Source organism: Caballeronia glathei (genome assembly GCF_000698595.1).
Taxonomy (GTDB): Bacteria; Pseudomonadota; Gammaproteobacteria; order Burkholderiales; family Burkholderiaceae; genus Caballeronia; species Caballeronia glathei.
On record NZ_JFHC01000015.1, the window covers coordinates 1 to 19,125 of the forward strand.

The 19,125-nt window shown below is 59.9% G+C and carries 14 protein-coding genes and 2 pseudogenes; 6 read left to right on the top strand and 10 right to left on the bottom strand.

The annotated features are described in order from the left end of the window. Positions 1-382: 382 nt before the first annotated feature. Positions 383-600: pseudogene (locus BG61_RS40035) on the top strand (transposase domain-containing protein); the annotation flags it as partial. A gap of 64 nt (positions 601-664) precedes the next feature. On the opposite strand, the gene BG61_RS12040 reads toward BG61_RS40035, so the two are convergent. The 3 genes from BG61_RS12040 to BG61_RS12050 all read right to left on the bottom strand — a co-directional run bounded on the left by BG61_RS12040 (position 665) and on the right by BG61_RS12050 (position 2,157). Then, entirely contained in the window at positions 665-1,006 is a 342-nt protein-coding gene (locus tag BG61_RS12040) for a YciI family protein (RefSeq protein WP_035925847.1), read from the bottom strand. A 296-nt stretch (positions 1,007-1,302) separates the two neighbouring features. Continuing rightward, positions 1,303-1,776 (bottom strand): VOC family protein, encoded by a 474-nt coding sequence (locus BG61_RS12045; protein WP_035925844.1) that lies wholly within the window; start codon positions 1,774-1,776, stop codon positions 1,303-1,305. A 42-nt stretch (positions 1,777-1,818) separates the two neighbouring features. Next, positions 1,819-2,157, bottom strand: coding sequence for a hypothetical protein (locus BG61_RS12050; RefSeq protein ID WP_035925840.1), 339 nt, complete (start codon positions 2,155-2,157; stop codon positions 1,819-1,821). 497 nt (positions 2,158-2,654) lie between these two features. Between BG61_RS12050 and phaP the strand changes: the two genes are divergently transcribed. Beyond that, complete coding sequence (gene phaP, locus BG61_RS12055; protein WP_035925837.1) at positions 2,655-3,167, top strand: phasin family protein; 513 nt, start codon at positions 2,655-2,657, stop codon at positions 3,165-3,167. 1,963 nt (positions 3,168-5,130) lie between these two features. Here the strand turns inward: phaP and BG61_RS12065 are convergent. Then, complete coding sequence (locus BG61_RS12065) at positions 5,131-6,078, bottom strand: pseudouridine-5'-phosphate glycosidase (protein WP_035925831.1); 948 nt, start codon at positions 6,076-6,078, stop codon at positions 5,131-5,133. A 973-nt stretch (positions 6,079-7,051) separates the two neighbouring features. Between BG61_RS12065 and BG61_RS12070 the strand changes: the two genes are divergently transcribed. Continuing rightward, a complete protein-coding gene (locus BG61_RS12070) occupies positions 7,052-7,561 on the top strand; it encodes a GDP-mannose mannosyl hydrolase (RefSeq protein ID WP_051672442.1) in 510 nt (169 codons plus the stop codon). Between the two features lie 164 nt (positions 7,562-7,725). Here BG61_RS12070 and BG61_RS43950 read toward each other — a convergent pair. The 3 genes and pseudogenes from BG61_RS43950 to BG61_RS12085 all read right to left on the bottom strand — a co-directional run. Beyond that, a pseudogene (locus BG61_RS43950) lies at positions 7,726-7,853 on the bottom strand (acetylglutamate kinase); the annotation flags it as partial. Between the two features lie 209 nt (positions 7,854-8,062). After that, the gene (locus tag BG61_RS12080; RefSeq protein ID WP_035925824.1) at positions 8,063-9,484 is read right to left on the bottom strand and encodes a UDP-glucose dehydrogenase family protein; all 1,422 of its coding nucleotides are present in this window, start codon (positions 9,482-9,484) and stop codon (positions 8,063-8,065) included. Between the two features lie 33 nt (positions 9,485-9,517). Continuing rightward, positions 9,518-10,786, bottom strand: coding sequence for a glycosyltransferase WbuB (locus BG61_RS12085; RefSeq protein ID WP_035941673.1), 1,269 nt, complete (start codon positions 10,784-10,786; stop codon positions 9,518-9,520). A gap of 643 nt (positions 10,787-11,429) precedes the next feature. On the opposite strand from BG61_RS12085, the gene gmd reads away from it, so the two are divergent. From gmd to BG61_RS12100, 3 genes are read left to right on the top strand one after another with little or no spacing between them, the layout of a single operon-like run. Then, complete coding sequence (gene gmd / locus BG61_RS12090; protein WP_035925820.1) at positions 11,430-12,542, top strand: GDP-mannose 4,6-dehydratase; 1,113 nt, start codon at positions 11,430-11,432, stop codon at positions 12,540-12,542. A 2-nt stretch (positions 12,543-12,544) separates the two neighbouring features. Further along, positions 12,545-13,525: a GDP-L-fucose synthase gene (gene fcl, locus BG61_RS12095; protein WP_035925817.1), complete on the top strand. Its 981-nt coding sequence runs from the start codon at positions 12,545-12,547 to the stop codon at positions 13,523-13,525. Beyond that, the gene (locus BG61_RS12100; protein ID WP_081868046.1) at positions 13,512-14,147 is read left to right on the top strand and encodes a putative colanic acid biosynthesis acetyltransferase; all 636 of its coding nucleotides are present in this window, start codon (positions 13,512-13,514) and stop codon (positions 14,145-14,147) included. Before fcl ends, BG61_RS12100 begins: the two co-directional genes overlap by 14 nt. A gap of 665 nt (positions 14,148-14,812) precedes the next feature. Here the strand turns inward: BG61_RS12100 and BG61_RS12105 are convergent. The 3 genes from BG61_RS12105 to BG61_RS41275 are packed head-to-tail and all read right to left on the bottom strand — an operon-like array spanning position 14,813 to position 19,124. After that, a complete protein-coding gene (locus tag BG61_RS12105; protein WP_081868047.1) occupies positions 14,813-16,087 on the bottom strand; it encodes a glycosyltransferase in 1,275 nt (424 codons plus the stop codon). After that, positions 16,084-17,397, bottom strand: a complete 1,314-nt coding sequence (locus BG61_RS12110; protein WP_035925811.1) for a glycosyltransferase — start codon at positions 17,395-17,397, stop codon at positions 16,084-16,086. Before BG61_RS12110 ends, BG61_RS12105 begins: the two co-directional genes overlap by 4 nt. After that, on the bottom strand, positions 17,394-19,124 hold the full coding sequence (locus BG61_RS41275; RefSeq protein WP_051672444.1) for a glycosyltransferase family protein: 1,731 nt from the start codon (positions 19,122-19,124) through the stop codon (positions 17,394-17,396). Before BG61_RS41275 ends, BG61_RS12110 begins: the two co-directional genes overlap by 4 nt. Position 19,125 lies beyond the last annotated feature (1 nt).

The window sequence follows — 19,125 nt, forward strand, 5'->3', positions numbered from 1 at the left end:
TTCAAGATGCCATCACCGGGCGCTTACTCTCAAGCGATGAACCAGACGACATAATTGGCAAGTGTCGCCGCGGGCCTGCATCCCGGTCAGCCGGTCGTCATCCGATCCCGCTGCGCAATTACCCATGAGCGCTCGAAGCGCCCCCCGGCTATCGACTTCAGCGCCGCTGCCACTTTCACGCCTTGCCGCCGAGCGGCCTCGATCACCGCTTCCACTTAGGCGGGCGAAATTGAAGTTGTCACTTTCGATCGCTCGACGGCAGCGACACTAAAGCTCAGCGGCAAATGCCGACGCGAGCGTTCGCGCCATATCTGGCTTGAGTGCTTTCAACCATCGATGTCGCATTTGCCTTGAAGCACATGTTATTGACTGAGCGTCGCTTGCGCATGAATCATTCATGGCCGAACTGGCGATCGGTCGACGTAACCATCTGTTTGCTGGAGCAGACTCTGGCGGCGAACGTGACGCCGCAATCTACAGCCTCGGCGGCACCGCAAACTCAACGGCATCGATCCTGAGGCATATCTGCGCTACGTGTTCGCACGCATCGCCGAACTCGCCCCGTGGGTCGTCGCCGATCAGCTCCGCACCCCAGTCTGAAGATCCGATCCTTGGTCAAAACGTCGCTGGCACCACACTTGCCATCGGGCTGCGACCTCGCCGGTCAGCTCTCGGGGTCGTACCCAAACTCGCGGAGTTCCTGCGAGCAGCGGCAGGCTTTGGCGATCTTCGCGGCCCATTGGACGGCGGCTTCACGCGACGGGAGTTCCAGGACACAGAAGCCGCCGTCGAACTCCTTGGTCTGCGGGTAGGTACCGTTCGTGACGGTGCCGTCAGCGGCGACCATCAGCGGCGCGACGTCCTCGTTGATACCGCCGCCGAACACATAGACGCCGGCATGCTTCGCCTCGCGTATGACCGCGCGTGCCGCTTCGCCGACCGCAGCTATGTCGTCGTCGGAGACGTCCATCGCCGATCCGGGGAAGGAAATAAGGTACTTCGTCATCGTTCGGTCCTCCGGGTGTGAGTCCGCGCGCCAGTCGGGCTATCTCGCGCCGGAATGCGAGCGGATGATGCGGTACGCCTTTACGGCCAGTTCTCGTCGGGGCTTCTGTTGTCAAAGTAGTCCCCCTGCTCGATGTGGCGGGGGCTACTCTGGCGACTTCTGATTGGAGCGTCTAGACGGTACGCCGTACTCGCTTACGTTTGGCACGCGTTACCGGCTGTTTCAGTGACCGCGCCGAGGAGCACGCTTCAGCACCTCCAGCACGGCCTGGCGCACACGGTATACGGAGTCTTTTGTTAATCCGCCGTCCCCGAATACGCGGCCTTCAGCGCGGCGATGTCGAACTTCACCATTTTCAACATGGCATCGGCAACGCGCCTGGCCTTTTCTGGATCAGGGTCAGCCATCATTTCGACAAGATCGGCTGGAACGATCTGCCACGAGACGCCGAAGCGGTCCCTCAGCCAGCCGCACTCCTCAGGCGAACCGCCGCCCTCGAGAAGGGCGTTCCAATAGCGGTCGAGCGCAGCCTGATCGTCACAGTTGACCATCAGGGATATCGAGTGGTTGAACGGGTCGAGTCGCCCGGCGCTCATGGCGATGAAGGGCTGCCCAAAGAGAACAAACTCGACAATCTCCGTGGAACCGGCGCTCGGCACCGCAGTGACCCGAACGACGTGCGAGTCTGGAAAGATATCCGCATAGAATGCGGCGGCCTCCTCGGCTTCCCTGGAGTACCAAAGAAAAGGCGTGATCTTTTGAATCGTCATGGCAAGTACGCCCGTATCTGCATGACCGCGGCTCGCCTCATGTTACGTCGGAGCAAATACCACTGCGCCGACGTCGGCGATAAGCGTGAAGCTTCTAAAAAAACGGTACGTCTGGTCGCCGACCGTTATCCGGTTTAGTCCAACCTGGGTCAACTCCAGCAGTTCCTCGGCCACGGCCTTCGAAATGGTCCCATGGCTGGTCAAATCACTCTCCTCGGCGGCCGGGTCGCCGACGTAGACCGAACAGACGTCTGTACCGTGGCGCATCATGACCACGCACTTCCCCCGCTCCAGAGAAATCTCCAAATACGCGGCCAGCGCCCGCAGCGACTCCGGCGTATGCCCGTTCGGGCCGTAAGTGATTTCTGAAGCGGTGGCCATTTTTTTGTCCCGTCAAAAATGTACGTCCTGAACCGAAACCTTACTCCTAAGTCACCCCGGTTTCACAGAAGGCACGCATATCCGGGTTCTGAACCGATGGGTTCCCGGTTTGCACTGTTGCAGACAAGACGGAACACGAACCGGGACGCAACGAATCGCACTGCCCCAGTCAATACAAACCCGCCACGCAAGTCCCGTTTGTTGGCTCATTGCCACGAACGGGCGTGCTGCAACGCAGCACGCATGGCTCATCTTCTGCGCCGACGCGAGAGAGATGCCCGAGACGGTGCGAGGTTCGCGCCCAATAGCCTGAAAAGTATTGACACACGGGCAACTGTGCTTGCGATCAGCGTTCACGCCGAGAAGCGGAACGCGGGAAGTTTTCAGTTGACTTCGGTGCGATTGCGCCTATGATGGTATCCAGATTGCTGCACCGCACCATGCATTGTGTGAATTCGATCCTTCCCTCCTTTTGGAATCAAACTATGACTACTCCTATGACTAATCTCATCCCGGAACAAACGGTTGCCGCAACCAAGGCAAGCTTCGACACGGCATTTGGTCTCGCAAGCAAGGCTTTTGAGGGGTTCGAAAAGCTCTTCGAACTCAATGCGCAGACGGTCAAGACGACGCTCGCCGAGGCTCAGGAACTCGCTGCCAAGTCCCTTTCCAGTAAAGCGCCGCAAGCCGTTTTCGCAGTTCAGACCGGCGAGTTTCAGCCCGCCATTGAAAAGGCGCAGGCGTACTGGAAGCACGTGAACGAAATCGTGTCGAGCACTCAAGCTGAATTCGAGGCGGCAGGCAAGACGTTGTTCAACCTGCCCTCGTATGACACGAAGGCGCTGTTCGACAATCTGTCAAACAACGCACTGCCGGGCAGTGAAGCAGTTGTGGCCCTGTGGAAGTCAGGTTTGGCAGCGGGCGAGACGGCTGGCGCGGCATATACGGCTGCCAGGAAATCGGCGAAACAAGTCGTCGAGAATGCTGAAAGCGCCGCCACCAATGCGTAAAGCGTCGCGCGAACGAGGGGGAAGAAACACCTCGACGCGCGCGGTGAAAAGTAACGCTCTTGGTCTCGCAGGGTCATGCGCCTGACAGCGTATGACGGAATTACCCCTTGAGCCGTTTTGCGGTCAGGGGGACGAATAGGAGCGCCCTGCGGGGCGCTTTTATCATTTTCCGGCACCGGAAACGCAGCGTGCGGCCGCCGACGTTGCTATCCCGGCCTCGCGGGTGAGGCGAAGACCGCCGCCGAACCATCGCGACTCAAGCTCTGGCTCGACGTGGAGCGGTCACGCACGTGCGCCGGCGCGAACGACTGAACCGGGTTTCTGAGTGCAGGCGCGGAGGACGCAGTATCAGTTACGAAAGCCGCTCCAAGGGGGCTTGACCTTACGAAAACAATCCTCTCATCGCTCGCCAGAGCGCCGCGAAGCGGTGCGGACGGTCTGAATCAGGCGACTTCACGTCGCCGTGCGGCGTGCCGCGTTCCTCGGCCGACCGTACGTGTGAGACGAGTATTCCGAAATACATGGCGTTGCTCCCAATTGGCATTGGAGATCACGGCAAGTGATCCGCACACAATCCGGACCCACATTTGCGCGCGGCAAAATGCGCTCAACGGATTCCGGCAGTCAGCGAATAGCGCTGAAGGCGCATGCCCCGGATGCCGCTTTCGAGTCATGCCCTCGTTTTCATACTCATCTTCCCCGGGCAACCTTGATCATTCCGAAGTCACGTTCCATGGGAAATGGCTATCGAACCATCGGCTTCTACCCGATCCGAGCGCGAGGCGTCGACGAGTGCTCGGAGAAATCAAGCGCTACGTACGGTCTGCGGGCAGCCGGCGGATATACCCGCCAACGACCATCGTCGTGCCGAAAGAAAAGCATCGCCCGGGGTCCGCGTGGAAATGACGTCTCGACGCACACGTAACGTATGCCGCCCACGCGCGTGCGACTGAACTCAGTTATGTGAACAGGCGTCGAGAGCTCTGGGGCAAGCCATTTGTCGACCTGCGAACGTAATGAATGGTCAGAGGTGACTTTCACGTGCGGCTCCCACAAATGAATCGCGTCCAGCGGCAGGTCCCACGAGTTCGATGCTTGCCGCTCTTCGGGCAACCTCCTGGCTGGGGCTTCGTACCATAGTCCCGCCAGTCGCCGACGCCCTCAGTGCGCTGCACCGCACCAGATGACGCAAATACGAAAGCTGAGCAACGAGTTGTCTGGCCGTCCTGTGCTTCATGACCAACCTCCCGTGCCGCACTCGAGCCTGAGAGCACACGCTTCGTTTGCGGGGCATCGTCCCGAACAACTGCAGCAGCCGGTGTTGTGGGTCGCATGTGCCGGCATGTTCGCGACGACCCCGTGATCGGCCGCAAAATCTGCGTCCTTCCCTGTGCTTGTTATCGGCAACGACGATTTGGAACTTGAGACCGACCCTCAAACGACAGCCTCACTCCATTCACGGTGTCGCTTGAATCCACTTCCGACTTGATACCGTCTGCATGCCTGACCTGCTCCGGTGTACTCCCATAACATTCCCCTCGATGGTGGGAGTGCTGCTTTACTGCAAAAGACACGATCGGATCGAATACGGCTCGATCACAATGACCGGGATCTTGTCGATTGCGTAGCACTTACTATGCGCTCGTGCGTCATGCGTTGATTCGGCGAATTGAAGCAGAAACCGCCCGCTTTCCAAGCTATCCGCCGTAAAGGCAAAGCCCGTTTTCCGCATCGGCATGCCGTGTGGCTCAAGGGGACGGGTGACGCCGCTCAAATGCGCCAATTCTTCGCCTCGCATTTTTGCGTCACTCCTCGTTTGGCGTAGCGTCAGGTCTTCGCGGCTCTTGGGTCAGCATCCTATTTTGGAGTTATTCATATGTTGGTCTGACGGCACAAAAATCTTCTGACGAAAAGCACGTTTGCTTCCCCGCGTATGCGCGCAAAAGAACAGACATCCCGGCGGCTACGCCGTGCCCGCCCCGCGCCCCGCGTGTGCCAACGCCAGCGCCAGCCTTGCCCCCACCTCGGCGTTGTGCTTCACCACCGCGATGTTTGTGGCCAGGCTGCGTCCACCCGTCAGCGCCGTGATGCGGGCCAGCAGAAAGGGCGTCACGGCCTTGCCGGTGATTCCTTGCGCGGCGGCCTCGTCGAGCGCCTGCCGGGTCAGTCCGTCGATCTCTTCGAACGTCATCGCTGCCGCTTGCGGCACCGGAGTGCTCAACACCACCCCGCCTCCGAGTCCCAAGTCCCACTTGATGCGGATGAAGCGTGCCTGCTCCACCGCATCGTCCAGCCTGAAGTCCGCGCGAAAACCACTGTCGCGCATGTAGAACGCGGCGAAATTGTCCTGCTCGCAACTGAGCACCGGCACGCCATGCGTTTCCAGATACTCCAGTGTGAGCCCGATGTCCAGGATGGACTTCGCACCGGCACAGACCACCGCCACCGGGGTCTTCGCCAGTTCCTGCAGGTCAGCCGAGATATCGAAGGTTTCCTGCGCGCCCCGGTGCACGCCGCCAATGCCTCCGGTAACGAAGACCTCGACGCCGGCCAGGGCGGCACATATCATCGTGCCAGCCACTGTCGTGGCGCCGAGCCCGCCGCATGCCAGCACGGCCGGCAGATCGCGGCGGCTGACCTTGTACACCTGGTCCGAACGGCCGAGTAGTTCCAGCTCGTCGTCAGAAAGGCCAATGCGGACTCGCCCGCCGATCAGCGCGATAGTCGCGGGCTCGGCTCCCACGTCGCGGATCAAGGCCTCCACTTCGCGCGCGGTGCGAACGTTCTCCGGGTAGGGCATGCCGTGGGCGATGATGGTCGATTCCAGCGCCACGAGCGGGCGGCCGGCGGCCTGTGCTGCGGCCACAGGCGCGCTGAGGGTCAACCAGGAGTGTGCAAGGTCGGCAGCCATGTCTATGCTCTCGGCGGTGTGATTCACTTGCACAAGTATGCACCGATGCCGACGACGCTACCCATAGCGTCCATGCTTTCCGAACAGCGCTTTTCAGTGGCTTGAGCAGAACAATTCGTATCGCTGTCCCAACACACTGATGCGGACAATAGCCCGAAGCGCCCACGAATCAGCGCACGTCAAGGCAAGGGCTATTGCGAAGACGCGGGCATACAGGCAGTTCCGCAACGATCGAAAAAGGTAGAGTTCCTGCTTGGTCCGTCTCAAACGGCATCGGCGACGACGTGCCGGGTCCGTAGCCGGGGCGATCGTTTGAATCGTGCACGAAGCGGAACATGTTCATGGCGGACCGTGCGCCTGCTGTCCGAACTAGACGGCGGCGATCGACCGGCAGAAGAGCGAGAGCGTGACGAACGTGCCAAACAGGCATTCCGGGGTGACGAGACCGATCTCGTCTGGACCATGCCGCAGCCCCACACCGCATCAAAGCCGCTCGGCGCAATCTCCGCACAATGTGGCATCCGGCGAGCCATCGTGACGTTGCGCAGAGAGCCGTGTCTTCCATGATGAGCGGCCGTTAAATACGCGCCCAAATTTGGCTGCTGACGCCGACGAGCGTAGAATTTGTTAGCGCTCCATCAATACAGCAACTCGCTTCCAGACCGAAAGAGGCTGATGAAAACAGGAATGATCATTCCGATTCTTTAGCGCTTTTACCTTAGGCATTGCGGACTATCCGACCTTGCGCTTTCCACGGTCAGCACGCTCGGTAAAGGAACAGCTAAGCATCCCAACGCGTCACTCCTTTAGAACGCTTTCCTCGGTCAAAACGTTCACAGACTAGCAAGCCATGTGAGCGAGCGGTCGGCGCGCAACTTGTTCGTGAAATCCTAAGACACCGTCATCGTCTTTAGCTTTCCACTCACCAGCCATAGTCGAAAAGGCTCTTTTCGACCCTCCGAACCGAGTCATCATGCTTCCAATTGAACTCTTTTTGCAAACCATCAATGCCACGCCGCTAGTTGCGATTGATCTAATCGTTTGGAACGACGAGGGCAGTTACCTCCTCGGTCACCGGATTAATAGACCGGCGCAAGGATTCTGGTTTGTTCCTGGCGGACGAATCCGCAAGAATGAAAGTCTCGACGATGCGTTTCGCCGTATTGCACGAGACGAACTCGGCATCCCCGACATGGAACGCGTCGATGCCGATCTGGTGGGCGTGTACGAACATATGTACGAAGACAACGTCAGTGGCGAGGCGGGAATCTCGACCCACTACATCGTGCTCGGCTACAAATTGCACCGTGCCGTAAATCTCGAAACCCTACCCACAGCCCAACACACGATCTATCGCTGGGCGACCGCTGCGGAAATCATGGCGGATTCCACCGTACATGCGAATACGCAAGCCTATATGGATGGGGGCAGGTCGCGGCCAGCACAGGCGTCAAGCACAAGCCCTTCCTCGACGAATGAATAGGTTGGGTCGATGGCGATTGCTCGATATCCGCGCGGATGCGCTCAAGTATCAGCTCGGCGATGCGCTTCCACGCAAGCGCGCTTGTACGAGCAGGTGCGTACTCTGTCGCGGGTCCGAAGGCGGTCGCCGCCGTGGACGACAACGAGGTCGATGCTGACCAGTTACAGCAGGCTCACGTCGCGCGCGAAACCCTGTTTTTGATGCGCTCTTTCCTCATCGCGTGGCCGCAGTGCTCGATCACGATCACCTTGCCGTGAAACTGGCGGATGTGGGGCAGTGCCTCAGCGACCATTTCGGCTTTCAGGATCGGCACGATCTGCGATAAAGGTGAGCGCTCAGGTATGTTCGCAAGTACGGGACGGCAGTCACGGAGAAGCGTCCAAATCTGAATTTCGAACCGGACCGGGCCAAGCTGCAAACTTGCGGTCCATCGACGGGGCGCGACACAGGCGCCCGCGCTCCGTCGTATTCAACCAACCTTCCAATTGCCCTCCTTGCGAGCTAGCCTTGCCGCTCATCCCTTAGAGATGTAAAGCGCGCCACCACCTCCCGGGCACTCGGCACATGTGGTCGGCCAATGCCATAGTACTCAATCCCGAGTTCGGCCATTACCTCGGGCTCGTATAGATTGCGACCGTCAAAAATCAATGGTGTCTTTAGCGCCTGCGCCAGCGCTCCGAAGTCCGGACTTTTGAATATCTTCCATTCGGTAACGATCACCAACGCATCCGCATCATGGGCAGCCTCCACCGGTGTGTTCACGAACGACAGCCGCGAGCGTAGTTCGGGATTTTCCTTGAGATCGAGCGAGAAAACGCGTTGCGCTTCATCCGTCGCCACCGGGTCGTACGCGCGCACGGTTGCACCGCGTTTGAGCAATCCCGTCACCACCTCCCGACTCGGCGCCTCGCGCATATCATCGGTGTTCGGCTTGAACGCCAGCCCCCATACCGCGACGGTTTGGCCCGACAAGTCCTCGCCTAACCGCTCAGTTATCTTTTCAATCAGGATCTTCTTTTGCTGCTCGTTGACCGCCTCGACTGCCCCGAGAATGCGCATGGTACGTCCATGCTCTGATGCAGTCTGCACCAATGCGCGCACATCCTTTGGAAAGCACGAGCCGCCATAACCCGTGCCCGCATAAAGAAAGTCGTAACCAATTCGCGGGTCCGAACCGATACCCCGCCGAACCGATTCGATGTCTGCCCCAACGACATCAGCGAGATTCGCGAGTTCGTTCATAAACGAGATGCGGGTTGCCAGCATCGCGTTCGCCGCATACTTGGTAAATTCGGCCGAACGAACGTCCATGTTGCGCGTGCGCTCGTGATTGCGGTTGAACGGCGCGTAAAGGCGCTTCATCTGCTCGCGCGCGCGCTCGCCTGCTTCGTCGGCATCGCTACCAATTACTATGCGATCCGGTCGCATGAAATCGTCCACTGCGGCCCCTTCCTTGAGAAATTCAGGGTTTGACACGACAGAGAAGTCTTGCCGTGCATTGCGGCGCGACAACTCATCCGCGATGACCGCACGCACTCGCAGCGCCGTACCGACCGGGACGGTCGACTTGTTGACGACGATCTTGAAGCCCGACATGTGACGACCGATGTTGCGAGCGGCATTTAACACATATTGCAGGTCAGCCGATCCATCTTCGTCCGGAGGCGTACCCACGGCAATGAACTGGACATCTCCGTGCGCGACGCTTGCCGGGATATCAGCGGAGAACTGCAAGCGCCGGCTCGCGCGGTTTCGATCGATCAACTCCTTCAAGCCGGGCTCGTGAATCGGTACTCCGCCGCCGTTAAGAATATCTATCTTGCGCTTATCGACGTCCACACAAAATACGTTATTGCCGATCTCGGCAAGACATGCCCCGGTGACCAGCCCGACATAGCCCGTGCCAATGATGGTGATGTTCATACTATCCCCTGTAGTGAAAATGCGTACGCGAATTCAGAAATCCGGATGCCGTGCCTTAGACGCCGCGACGCGAGCTCCGCCCGCTTGGCAGCGCTCGCACAGCACCCTTTCGAATTCGCGCAGCACTGCGTCGCGTGAGAGCTCCGTCTGAGCGAATTCGCGTCCTGCCGTTCCGAGGCGAGCGCGCTCTTCTGCCTCTGATGCCAGCCGGTCAATCGCCGCGGCGAGCAAATCCGGTTCGCCAGGCGGCACTACGACGCCCCGTGGAGAAACGGCGTCGTATAGCTCGGTGTCAGGATTAGCCATTGCGATCACCGCGCGACCGCTAGCGTACATCCCGGTCAGCTTCGACGGCATCACGAGATCGGCGGCGTCGGCACGTTGCGGCAGAACGTGAATATCCGCGAGGTTCAACAGCTCGTTCAGCTGTTCGACAGGTTGAAGATCAATGAAGCGGCACGTTGGCAAGCTACCGCAGAGCGCCGTCATTTCTTCGCGAGCAGGACCATTGCCGCAGAACACGAAGACCAGATCGCTACGTGACGAGCGCTTCACTGCCGCGGTCGCAAGCACGTCAAGGCCCTGCTTGGCGCCCATGTTCCCCGAATAGAGGACTACCGTAGCCGTTTCGGGTATTTTCAAGCTCTCCCGCAACCGGCTAGTCCGCTTGAGAGGGAAGATTGATCCGGTATCTGCCCAGTTGGAGAACCGTACCACCTTTCGCGAATCAACCCCCTTGCGCAACGCGTGTTCCAGCATCTTCGCGGAGATCGTTGAAACGGAATCAAAGCGCGTAAGTAATAGCCGCTCCAGCGCAAGCGCGGCCTTCTTCAAGACCGATCCCTTGAGCATGCCCAAACTGAATGCCGCATCGACCTCGTAGTCTTGAACGTGCAGCCATGCATGCGCTCCGGTAAGCCGAGCAACCAGCAACGCGGAGGGCGCGTTCAGCAGGCTCGGAGCAATGCACATGACAACGTCGGGCCGCCATAATGCGTGACCCAGAAGCACCGGCATACTCGATATCGCGAAGCTCGCCAGGTGCGCTATGCGCCGCGCCCCTTTCGGCCGCGACGGCACCCACAACGGAGCACGCCAGACGCGCACCCTGTTCCGGTGTTCGGTTGCATAGCGGTAACCCGAGAATCCCTTGGCAACGTGCCACTGAGGGTAATAGGGCGGAGCGCAAAGAACGCGTACCTCGTGACCGCTCGCGCCAAGCGTTTCCGCCATTTCGGCAGTGTACTTGCCGATGCCGGTAAGCTCGGGCGCATAGTTGATGCCATAGACAAGAATCTTCATCGGTCCAGAGACGTAGTCAAACTCAAAATACCGCAATGCGTGACGACTGCATTTTGATCGACCTTAGTCACCGGGGTGCGCCATAAGGTTGGCCGTCGCGGCCAATCACCCGTTCTGGTGCAGAGAATCGGATGAGAGGGAGGAGCCCATGGATGCCACCTCCGTGCCCAACTCTCACCTTGTCTCTGGCCCACCACGCAGATGCCGTAGCGCGAACAACGCCAAAGCCTTATGCATTTTCGCCATTCAGGATGCTTCACTTGCGCTTCGTTGCGCCCGCCCTGTTAAATCGAACCCAATGCATCTATCAGAGTTTCAGACGATGGAAGCACGAGCGCGCGAAACACTATCTTCCCTTGTGGTAACGCATACGGCGACACCCTACCTTTAAGGCAGCGAACAAGAACCGAACGCGGGCGCATCGCCATACCGGTAGATGGCGGCGTTGACTCCGAGGCTCGACAGGTCATCCGCACCGCATTTGACAACCACGTTGAACACCGTTACCTCCGTGGTCCCGTGCGACGGTGGATCGGCTCAACCTCACCGGGCTACGGAACCGCTACAGACAGGCGAACTTCATGGTTCGTGTTGTTGACGTTCGGTTGCTCACCCTTCTACTAAAGCTACGTGAGATGGAATCATGCAAAAAGTCGCTCTAATTACAGGAATTACCGGTCAGGACGGGGCCTATCTTGCCGAGCTATTGCTATCGAAGGGCTACGTGGTGCACGGCATAAAGCGTCGCGCTTCCCTGTTCAACACCGACCGCATCGATCACCTCTATCAAGATCCTCACGAGCTCGATCGAAAACTCGTCCTGCATCACGGCGACATGACCGACTCGTCGAGCCTGATTCGAATCATTCAAAACACTCAGCCATCCGAGATCTATAACCTGGCGGCGCAAAGCCACGTAGCGGTGTCGTTCGAAGAGCCGGAGTACACGGCGAACGCTGACGGGCTTGGTACGCTGCGCATCCTTGAGGCAATGCGGATCCTCGGCTTGAGCAAAGCGACGCGGTTCTATCAGGCGTCGACGTCAGAGCTCTACGGCAAGGTGCAGGAAGTGCCACAGAAGGAAACCACGCCCTTCTATCCGCGCAGTCCCTATGCCGTTGCCAAGATGTACGCGTATTGGATCACCGTGAACTATCGGGAGGCGTATGGAATGTACGCATGCAACGGTATTCTGTTCAATCATGAATCGCCTTTGCGTGGCGAGACCTTCGTGACTCGCAAGATCACTCGCGGCCTGGCGCGCATCTCACTGGGCCTTCAAGAGTGCCTCTTCCTTGGCAACCTTGCTTCCCTGCGCGATTGGGGACATGCAAAGGACTATGTCGAGATGCAATGGATGATGCTTCAGCAACAGGAGCCTGAAGATTTTGTCATCGCAACCGGCGTTCAGCACAGTGTCCGGCAATTTGTCACGCTCGCCGCCGAGCAACTGGGCATCGCTCTCCAATGGGAAGGCAGTGGTGAAACCGAGGTGGGGGTGGTAGTGAATGTCGGCGTGGAAGCGCGCGTGAAGGTCGGCGACGTGATTGTGCGAGTCGATCCCAGATATTTCCGCCCGACCGAAGTCGAGACACTGCTTGGTGATCCAGGCAGGGCAAAGCAACGACTGGACTGGAGACCCCGAATTACATTCGACGAGCTTGTCAAGGAAATGGTAGCCAAGGATCTTGCGGAGGCCCGCAAGGATACGCTCGTTCAGAAACACGGATTCTCCGTGTTCGAACGCAAGGAGTAGACATGGACCATTCCACCCGGAAGCGCGTCTATGTCAGCGGCCATACTGGCATGGTCGGTTCCGCCATTGTCCGGCGACTTCAACGCCATGAGGACGTCGACGTGATTGTGCGCGGCTCGAAGGAACTCGACTTGACGCAACAGGCTGCGGTCCGGGAATTCTTCGCCAGCGAGCACATCGACGAGGTATATCTTGCGGCAGCCAGGGTCGGAGGCATCCACGCGAACAGCACTTATCCTGCGGAGTTCATCTATCAGAATCTGATGATCGAATCGAACGTGATTCATCATGCGCAGCAAGCTGGAGTCACCAAACTGCTGTTTCTTGGCTCGTCATGCATTTATCCGAAGTACGCTCCCCAGCCGATCGTCGAAAGCGAGTTGCTGAATGGGGCGCTGGAGGATACGAACGAGCCCTATGCGATCGCAAAGATCGCCGGAATCAAGCTATGCGAGTCCTATAACCGTCAGTTCGGTGTCGACTTCCGGAGCATCATGCCGACCAATCTGTACGGGCCAGGAGACAATTTCCACCCGCAAAACAGCCACGTGATTCCGGCGTTGATAAGACGCTTTCACGAGGCTGCGCTAGCGAATGTTCCTTCCACTGAACTGTGGGGCTCGGGAAAGGTCCGTCGTGAGTTCCTGCACGTCGACGACCTGGCGGCGGCATGTGTGCTGGTGATGAACCTCGCGAGAGATGACTATGCCAGAGTCGCTTCTTCGAGGTGCTCGCACGTCAACGCCGGTTGCGGTCACGACATCTCGGTACGCGAGCTGGCGGAGTCCGTGGCCGAGGTGGTCGGCTTCCGGGGGCAACTCGTGCACGATCTCTCCAAGCCCGACGGTACGCCACGCAAGCTATTGAACATCGATAAGCTCAGCGCATTGGGTTGGGCTCCACGAATCGGGCTCAAGGAAGGCTTGACTAGCACCTATCAATGGTTCCTCGAGCACGCTCAGCGGACACATGCCACCCACTAGTACGGAGGCGGCGGACGACGCGGCCGCGAGGCAAGAATCGCGCGGGTGCGACGACGTAGCTGGTTTCGGCGCAGAACGGCTTCACCAGGACCTGTCGACATTCCGCATGCCCGAGGGGTTTCGCGGTCGCCCTGCGTGGGCCGTTCAACTCTGGTGGCTCGTTGAAGCCGTCCTGTTTCGCCCATCCCCTCAAGTATTCAATGGATGGAGGCGCACTCTTCTCAGGTGCTTTGGCGCGCGCGTGGGGAAACGCGTCGTTATTCGGCCTACGGCGCATGTCACCTATCCGTGGAAGGTTTTGATCGGAGACTTTTCGTGGATTGGTGATCATGTGACGCTGTACAGTCTGGGGCCAATCGAAATCGGGGACCATTCGGTGGTGTCACAGCATTCGTATATATGCGCAGGAGACCACGACTACAGTGCACCGGACTTTCCGATTCGCGCTCACCACACGACCATCGGCAGCCAGGTTTGGCTTGCGACTGGAGTCTTTGTCGCCCCGGGTGCGCGGATCGGTGACGGAGCGGTGGTGGGAGCGCGCAGCACCGTCGTGGCCGATCTCCCCGCAGGCATGGTATGCATTGGCACCCCTGCCCGCGCGGTCAAGCCAAGAAAATGACACCTGGAACTGCCCATCGTTGTATGTTCATGGCGGTACTCAAATGGATTTTCAGATTCAATCGTCCACAGCGACCGTTATTTCCGGCTCGCGCCCCATTGATAGTCGTTGGCCGGCGACGTCCAGTGCGACTTGTAGATTGAGTCAGTCTGCCACCCCGGAGGCGCGTCCCACGCAGGCTCGTATGGACCTCCTGATGTGAGTGCTGGATTGTCGACGTCGGAGGACTTGGTGGGCTTTCGCGCCGACGAAACCCGTTTGGTAGAGGCGGGCTTTGCGGCCGCGTTCAGCCCGGATGGAGCGGCGCCGCTCTGGCCAGAGGCGTTACCGGACATACCCGCACTCGCCCGCACTCCCAGTGCGCCGTCGCGGCTGCCGCTTCCAGCGCCGCCCAACGAACCCGAGTTACTCATGCCGCCGAACGCACTCCCCCCGGTCATGCTCATAACGGAGCCTGCGGCCGAACCGGGCGGGAATGCAGAACCGCTGCCACTAGATGGTGACCGCGGGCCATTCGAATACATTGCAATGCCTTGCCCCCGTGCCTCCGGTGGCGAGACGTACGGTATTGAAAAGGCAGCGAGCAATACCAGACAAACGGTAACGGTCTTCGATTTTCGGCGTGATGGCGCTGTATCCGGCATGAGGCCTTCCTCCAGATGCATTCAAACTGTCGTTTCGGGACACGACGGCAATTCGCTGCAAGTCGCTTCGGCTACCGTATCGGTCAATCGGCGCGCGGCCGCTTCGATCTGAAAATCGTTCTGATAGCATTCCAGAGCCATCATCCCAAGCAAACGTCGTTGATCAGCCGTCGTATCGGCGCACCAACGCTGCAGTGCATCGGCGACGCCTTCTTCCGTGTCGGCGCAGACCCACCCGCCCCCTGATTCGACGATCTCCTGCCAGATGTTCACGCGGTCGGTAATCAGAACAGGCGTACCTGAGGCGAGCGACTCGACTACCGCGATACCGAAGTTTTCCTGATGCGAGGGAAGCACGAACAATTCCGCTGCACGCAGCGCAGCCCACTTCAGCTCACCGCTCAACATACCCGTCCATACGATATTCCGGTCGACCTGAAGATCGAGCGCCTGGCGCTTGAGCCGGTTGACCAGCGAAGGATCGCCCGGTCCGGCAATGACCAGCCGCACATCCGGGTGTTGCGGGGCAACCTTTGCAAACGCACCGATCAAAAGATCACAGCCCTTCTTCTCATGAATGCGCGAAAGGAACAGCAGAACCCGTTTGTCGCGAAGCTCTGGAAAGGTGTCCCGGAATAGCTGTCCGCAAGCCTTGTCCCCTGGCACCGATTCGATGCCAAAGCCGTTCACCCTCAACGGCAGCTTGCGATCGAGGAACGGCTTGCGTGCCAACTCGAGTTCGGTCTGGCAGGTGAAGAGCACGGCATTCGCACGGCGAAACACCCAACGCTCAAAGAGCATCCAGTAGATGCGCTTCTTTACGTGCTTTGCCGGATACGTGTGCTGAAACCACGGATCGAGCATTCCGTGGGGAAACACGAATAACGGCGTGCCCTTGCGAAAAACGGCCCATGCAGCAGCAAGGCTGTGAAACTGCCAGATGCCGTGCACAATGATTGCATCATAGCGACTGGCGTTCTCGCGCATCCAGACCATCAGGCGACGACTCATCCCGTATGATCCAAACCCCGGGCCGAGCCGGTGCACGGCGCCGCAAAGCCTGTCGAACCGTGGTCCGTCGGATGTGTCCAGCGTTGCGACCTCGCTAACGCACCCGTAAGGCAGCATATGTTTGACGAACTGCACCACCGCCTCCGCAACACCCCCACTGCGCGGATCAAGCGAAGGCAGCACGTGAAGCACGCGCAAGTTGCCAGGGTACGTCGGCACCGGCGTCCCATCGCATATCGGATGGGCCGCTCTCTCAATCGAAACGGTGTTACCGCTCGAACTCATCGATAGAACTCCGTGGGCCGCGGACCACCGTCGAGTCGATGGCCGACGATCTTCATAAAGTATTCGGCACCCGCTTGCGCGGTAAGCCGCGTGGATGCCCAGCGGGATCTCGCCTCCCGGGCGTCAGGCGTCAGTGCGCCGCTCGATTCGAGATCGAGGATTGCACGCGCAATGGCGCCGGTGTCGCCTGGCGGCACAACGCGTCCGTTGCCCGGTTCATCGAGCAGAATCGACGCACCTGCGCAACTCGACGCAATCACCGCCGTGCCCGCCAATAGCGCTTCACTTACAACCGCCCCCCAGCCGTCATCCTTTGTCAGCGAAGGCAAAGCGAGCACATCGAAATCGCCTATCTTCCGCTGGACCTCGTCAATCGGCAGCACGCCAGAAAACGTCACATCGAGGTTCAACGCGCGAGCCTGTACGCCGAGCGAATCCCGCAACGGCCCCCCGCCGATAAGAGTGAGCCGCATTCGACCGGCGTTGGCGGCAATCGCGGGCAATAGATAACGCAGACCTTTTTGCTCGATAAAGCGGCCGATAAAGACGATCTCGAGCTTGCGACTGGCGTCACGCATCGGCGCCAGGCCGATCGCATCGCCAACGCCCGGGCTTCCGCCGTCCGTCGTGCCGCCCGCGGTCCCTTTGCGCCCTTTGCTACCGGAAATCGTCCATGCCGAGGGCAAGAAATAGGCAAAAGGAAAGACCCGCTCAGCCGCGTATCCCACGGAGCGAAACCACGGCGGACCGTGCCGGCCGATCGCAAGGACGAACAACGCATTGCGGCGCAGCCATCCTTCGGTCACGCGTGACTGGACGAAACGAGCCGCGCCCTTCAGCCCCTCGTTGTCGCGCGGCTCCGATTTGATCGCGAATGGACGGTTGGTCCGGCGCACCTCGGCCAGCGCGTGGACGATCGTCGAAAACCAGCGAATGCCCGAAAACACGTGCAGACAGTGTGAGCCGCTTTCCTCCACCAGTTGCTTCACCTCCTGAGGGGATGGGGCGATGATCGTGCGGTAGGGGTCGCCCGACGACGGCTTGTTCTCCGCCGCCGCAGGATCGCCATCACGCGGGAACGCCGGTTGCCCGCTGTGCCAGCCAAGCGCCTGTCGATCCTGGGGAACGTCTTCATGCGCAACGCACAGCACGTCGACCGCCGGCCCAAGTGCTCGTGCCACCGCGCCGATGAAGGCGGACATGTGCGGCGACACGCAGGGCTCCCAGAACACCAGCCGCGTCAGTGTCGACGTGCCGACGCCGCTTCCGTTGCCTGCTGCTTGCGATAAACGGATGTCGCGCGTCGTCACTTCAATTCCCGCTTGACGACGGCCGGGCACCCGGCGAGCAACACGTCCGGAGGATAGTCGCCGGGAATCACAGTGGCGCCCCCCGCTACGATCGAACCCGCGCCGATTGTCACGCCGGCAAGCAGCGTGCAGCGCGTACCGACCCAGCTTCCGTCGCCCACGCCGATCGCCTTCGAGTACCCCGCGCCGGCACGGCGCCGGCCATCGCCGATCAGGTGGGAGCCCGTATGAAAGATCGTCTGTGGTGCGATATCGCAGCGCGCGCCAATCTTCACCGGCGCGTCGGGCGCGACGATAAACGTACAATCGAGCCCGATCCACGTGTCGCGGCCGATCTCGACTTGCCCTTTGCCAAAGAACTTTACGCCGCCCGCGATCCGGCAACCCGGGGCCAGTTCGAAGCCGAGGAGCCGCAGCAGGGCACGCTTCACGCTGAACATGCGGGTCGCGGGGAGCGCGCCGATGACCGTGTTGGCGAGCGGGAACCTCAGCGGCCCGAGCAAACGTGCAACGCGATTGGACGTGATCTCGGCACGCGTCCCTCCGGCGGAACGCGCGCCGCGGAGAAACTCGATCAGCCGCGCGCCGACTTCCCGCCGCCCGCACTGCGTCTCGATTGCCCGTTGCCCGGCCTCCGCAATGCGCCGGTACTGCTCCGGCTCCCGTGCGATCGCGGCAATCCTTGCAGCAAGCTCGTCCGGCTTCGCGACGCGCAAGACGACCGCGGTCGCGTCGTCGAACAGTTGCGCAATGTCGCTGACATTGGTCGTCGCCACCAACAAACCGTGACTTGCCAATTCAACGACTTTCGATGGAAACGTGGTCGCAACCAGATCCGTGCCCGGCATCTTCAGCGACAATCCAACGTCCGCCTGTGCCAGGATTTCCTTGTATTCGGCAGGCCCAAGATCCTGCATGACGTCCACCCGCACTCCAAGCTTCGAGACGTCTCTCGCGAGCTCGCTGAGTTGCGCCGTGCCACCAAAACCGGTCACAACAAAGCGCACGTTTGGCGCCAGCTCGGGATATTGCCGGGCGAACCGGTGCACCGCTCCCGTAAACAGGTCAAGGCCGGTTGCCGGCTCGATCGAGCCTCCGTACAGGATGAGCACGGGCGAGCCGAAGGCGCGATCCCGGGGTGCAACGTCGGAGCACACACCGTTCACGACACAAGCATCGTCGATCTGCAGCGCGCTAGCCACCTGCCGCGACACGACAATCGCACGCTCGCTGCAAAGGCGCTTCAGTATCCTCCAGCTCCAGCGACCGACGATACCTCGCAAGTCCTTCTGATCCTCGCGCGGGCCGTCCTCGATATCGAGAATCACTCGAGCTCGACCTAGGCGCCAGCGCAACAACGCAGCTACGGGAATGTACTCGGGAAAATAGTTGTAGAACACCACGGCATCGTCGCGGCGAATCCGGCGCATCGCAAACCACAAGTAGGAAAAGCCGGAAAACACCCGATTCAATCCGCGAACGCTGATGGAGGGGAGATACACACAAGCAAGGCGCCCGTCGTGACACGTGAAGCCGTTGAAGTAGACTCGCCGGGCGCTCGCGGTAACAACGGGCGAACTGACGATGACGGCGCGGCGCGCGTGCGCCCGAATGCTGGCGACCATCCCCGCTACCTTGTGCGATGCCGCGCCGACAACGAATTTCTGCTGCTGCCGGGCGTTATACATCGGCAATACGACTGGGGCAAAGAAGAACTGGCGTGCCATT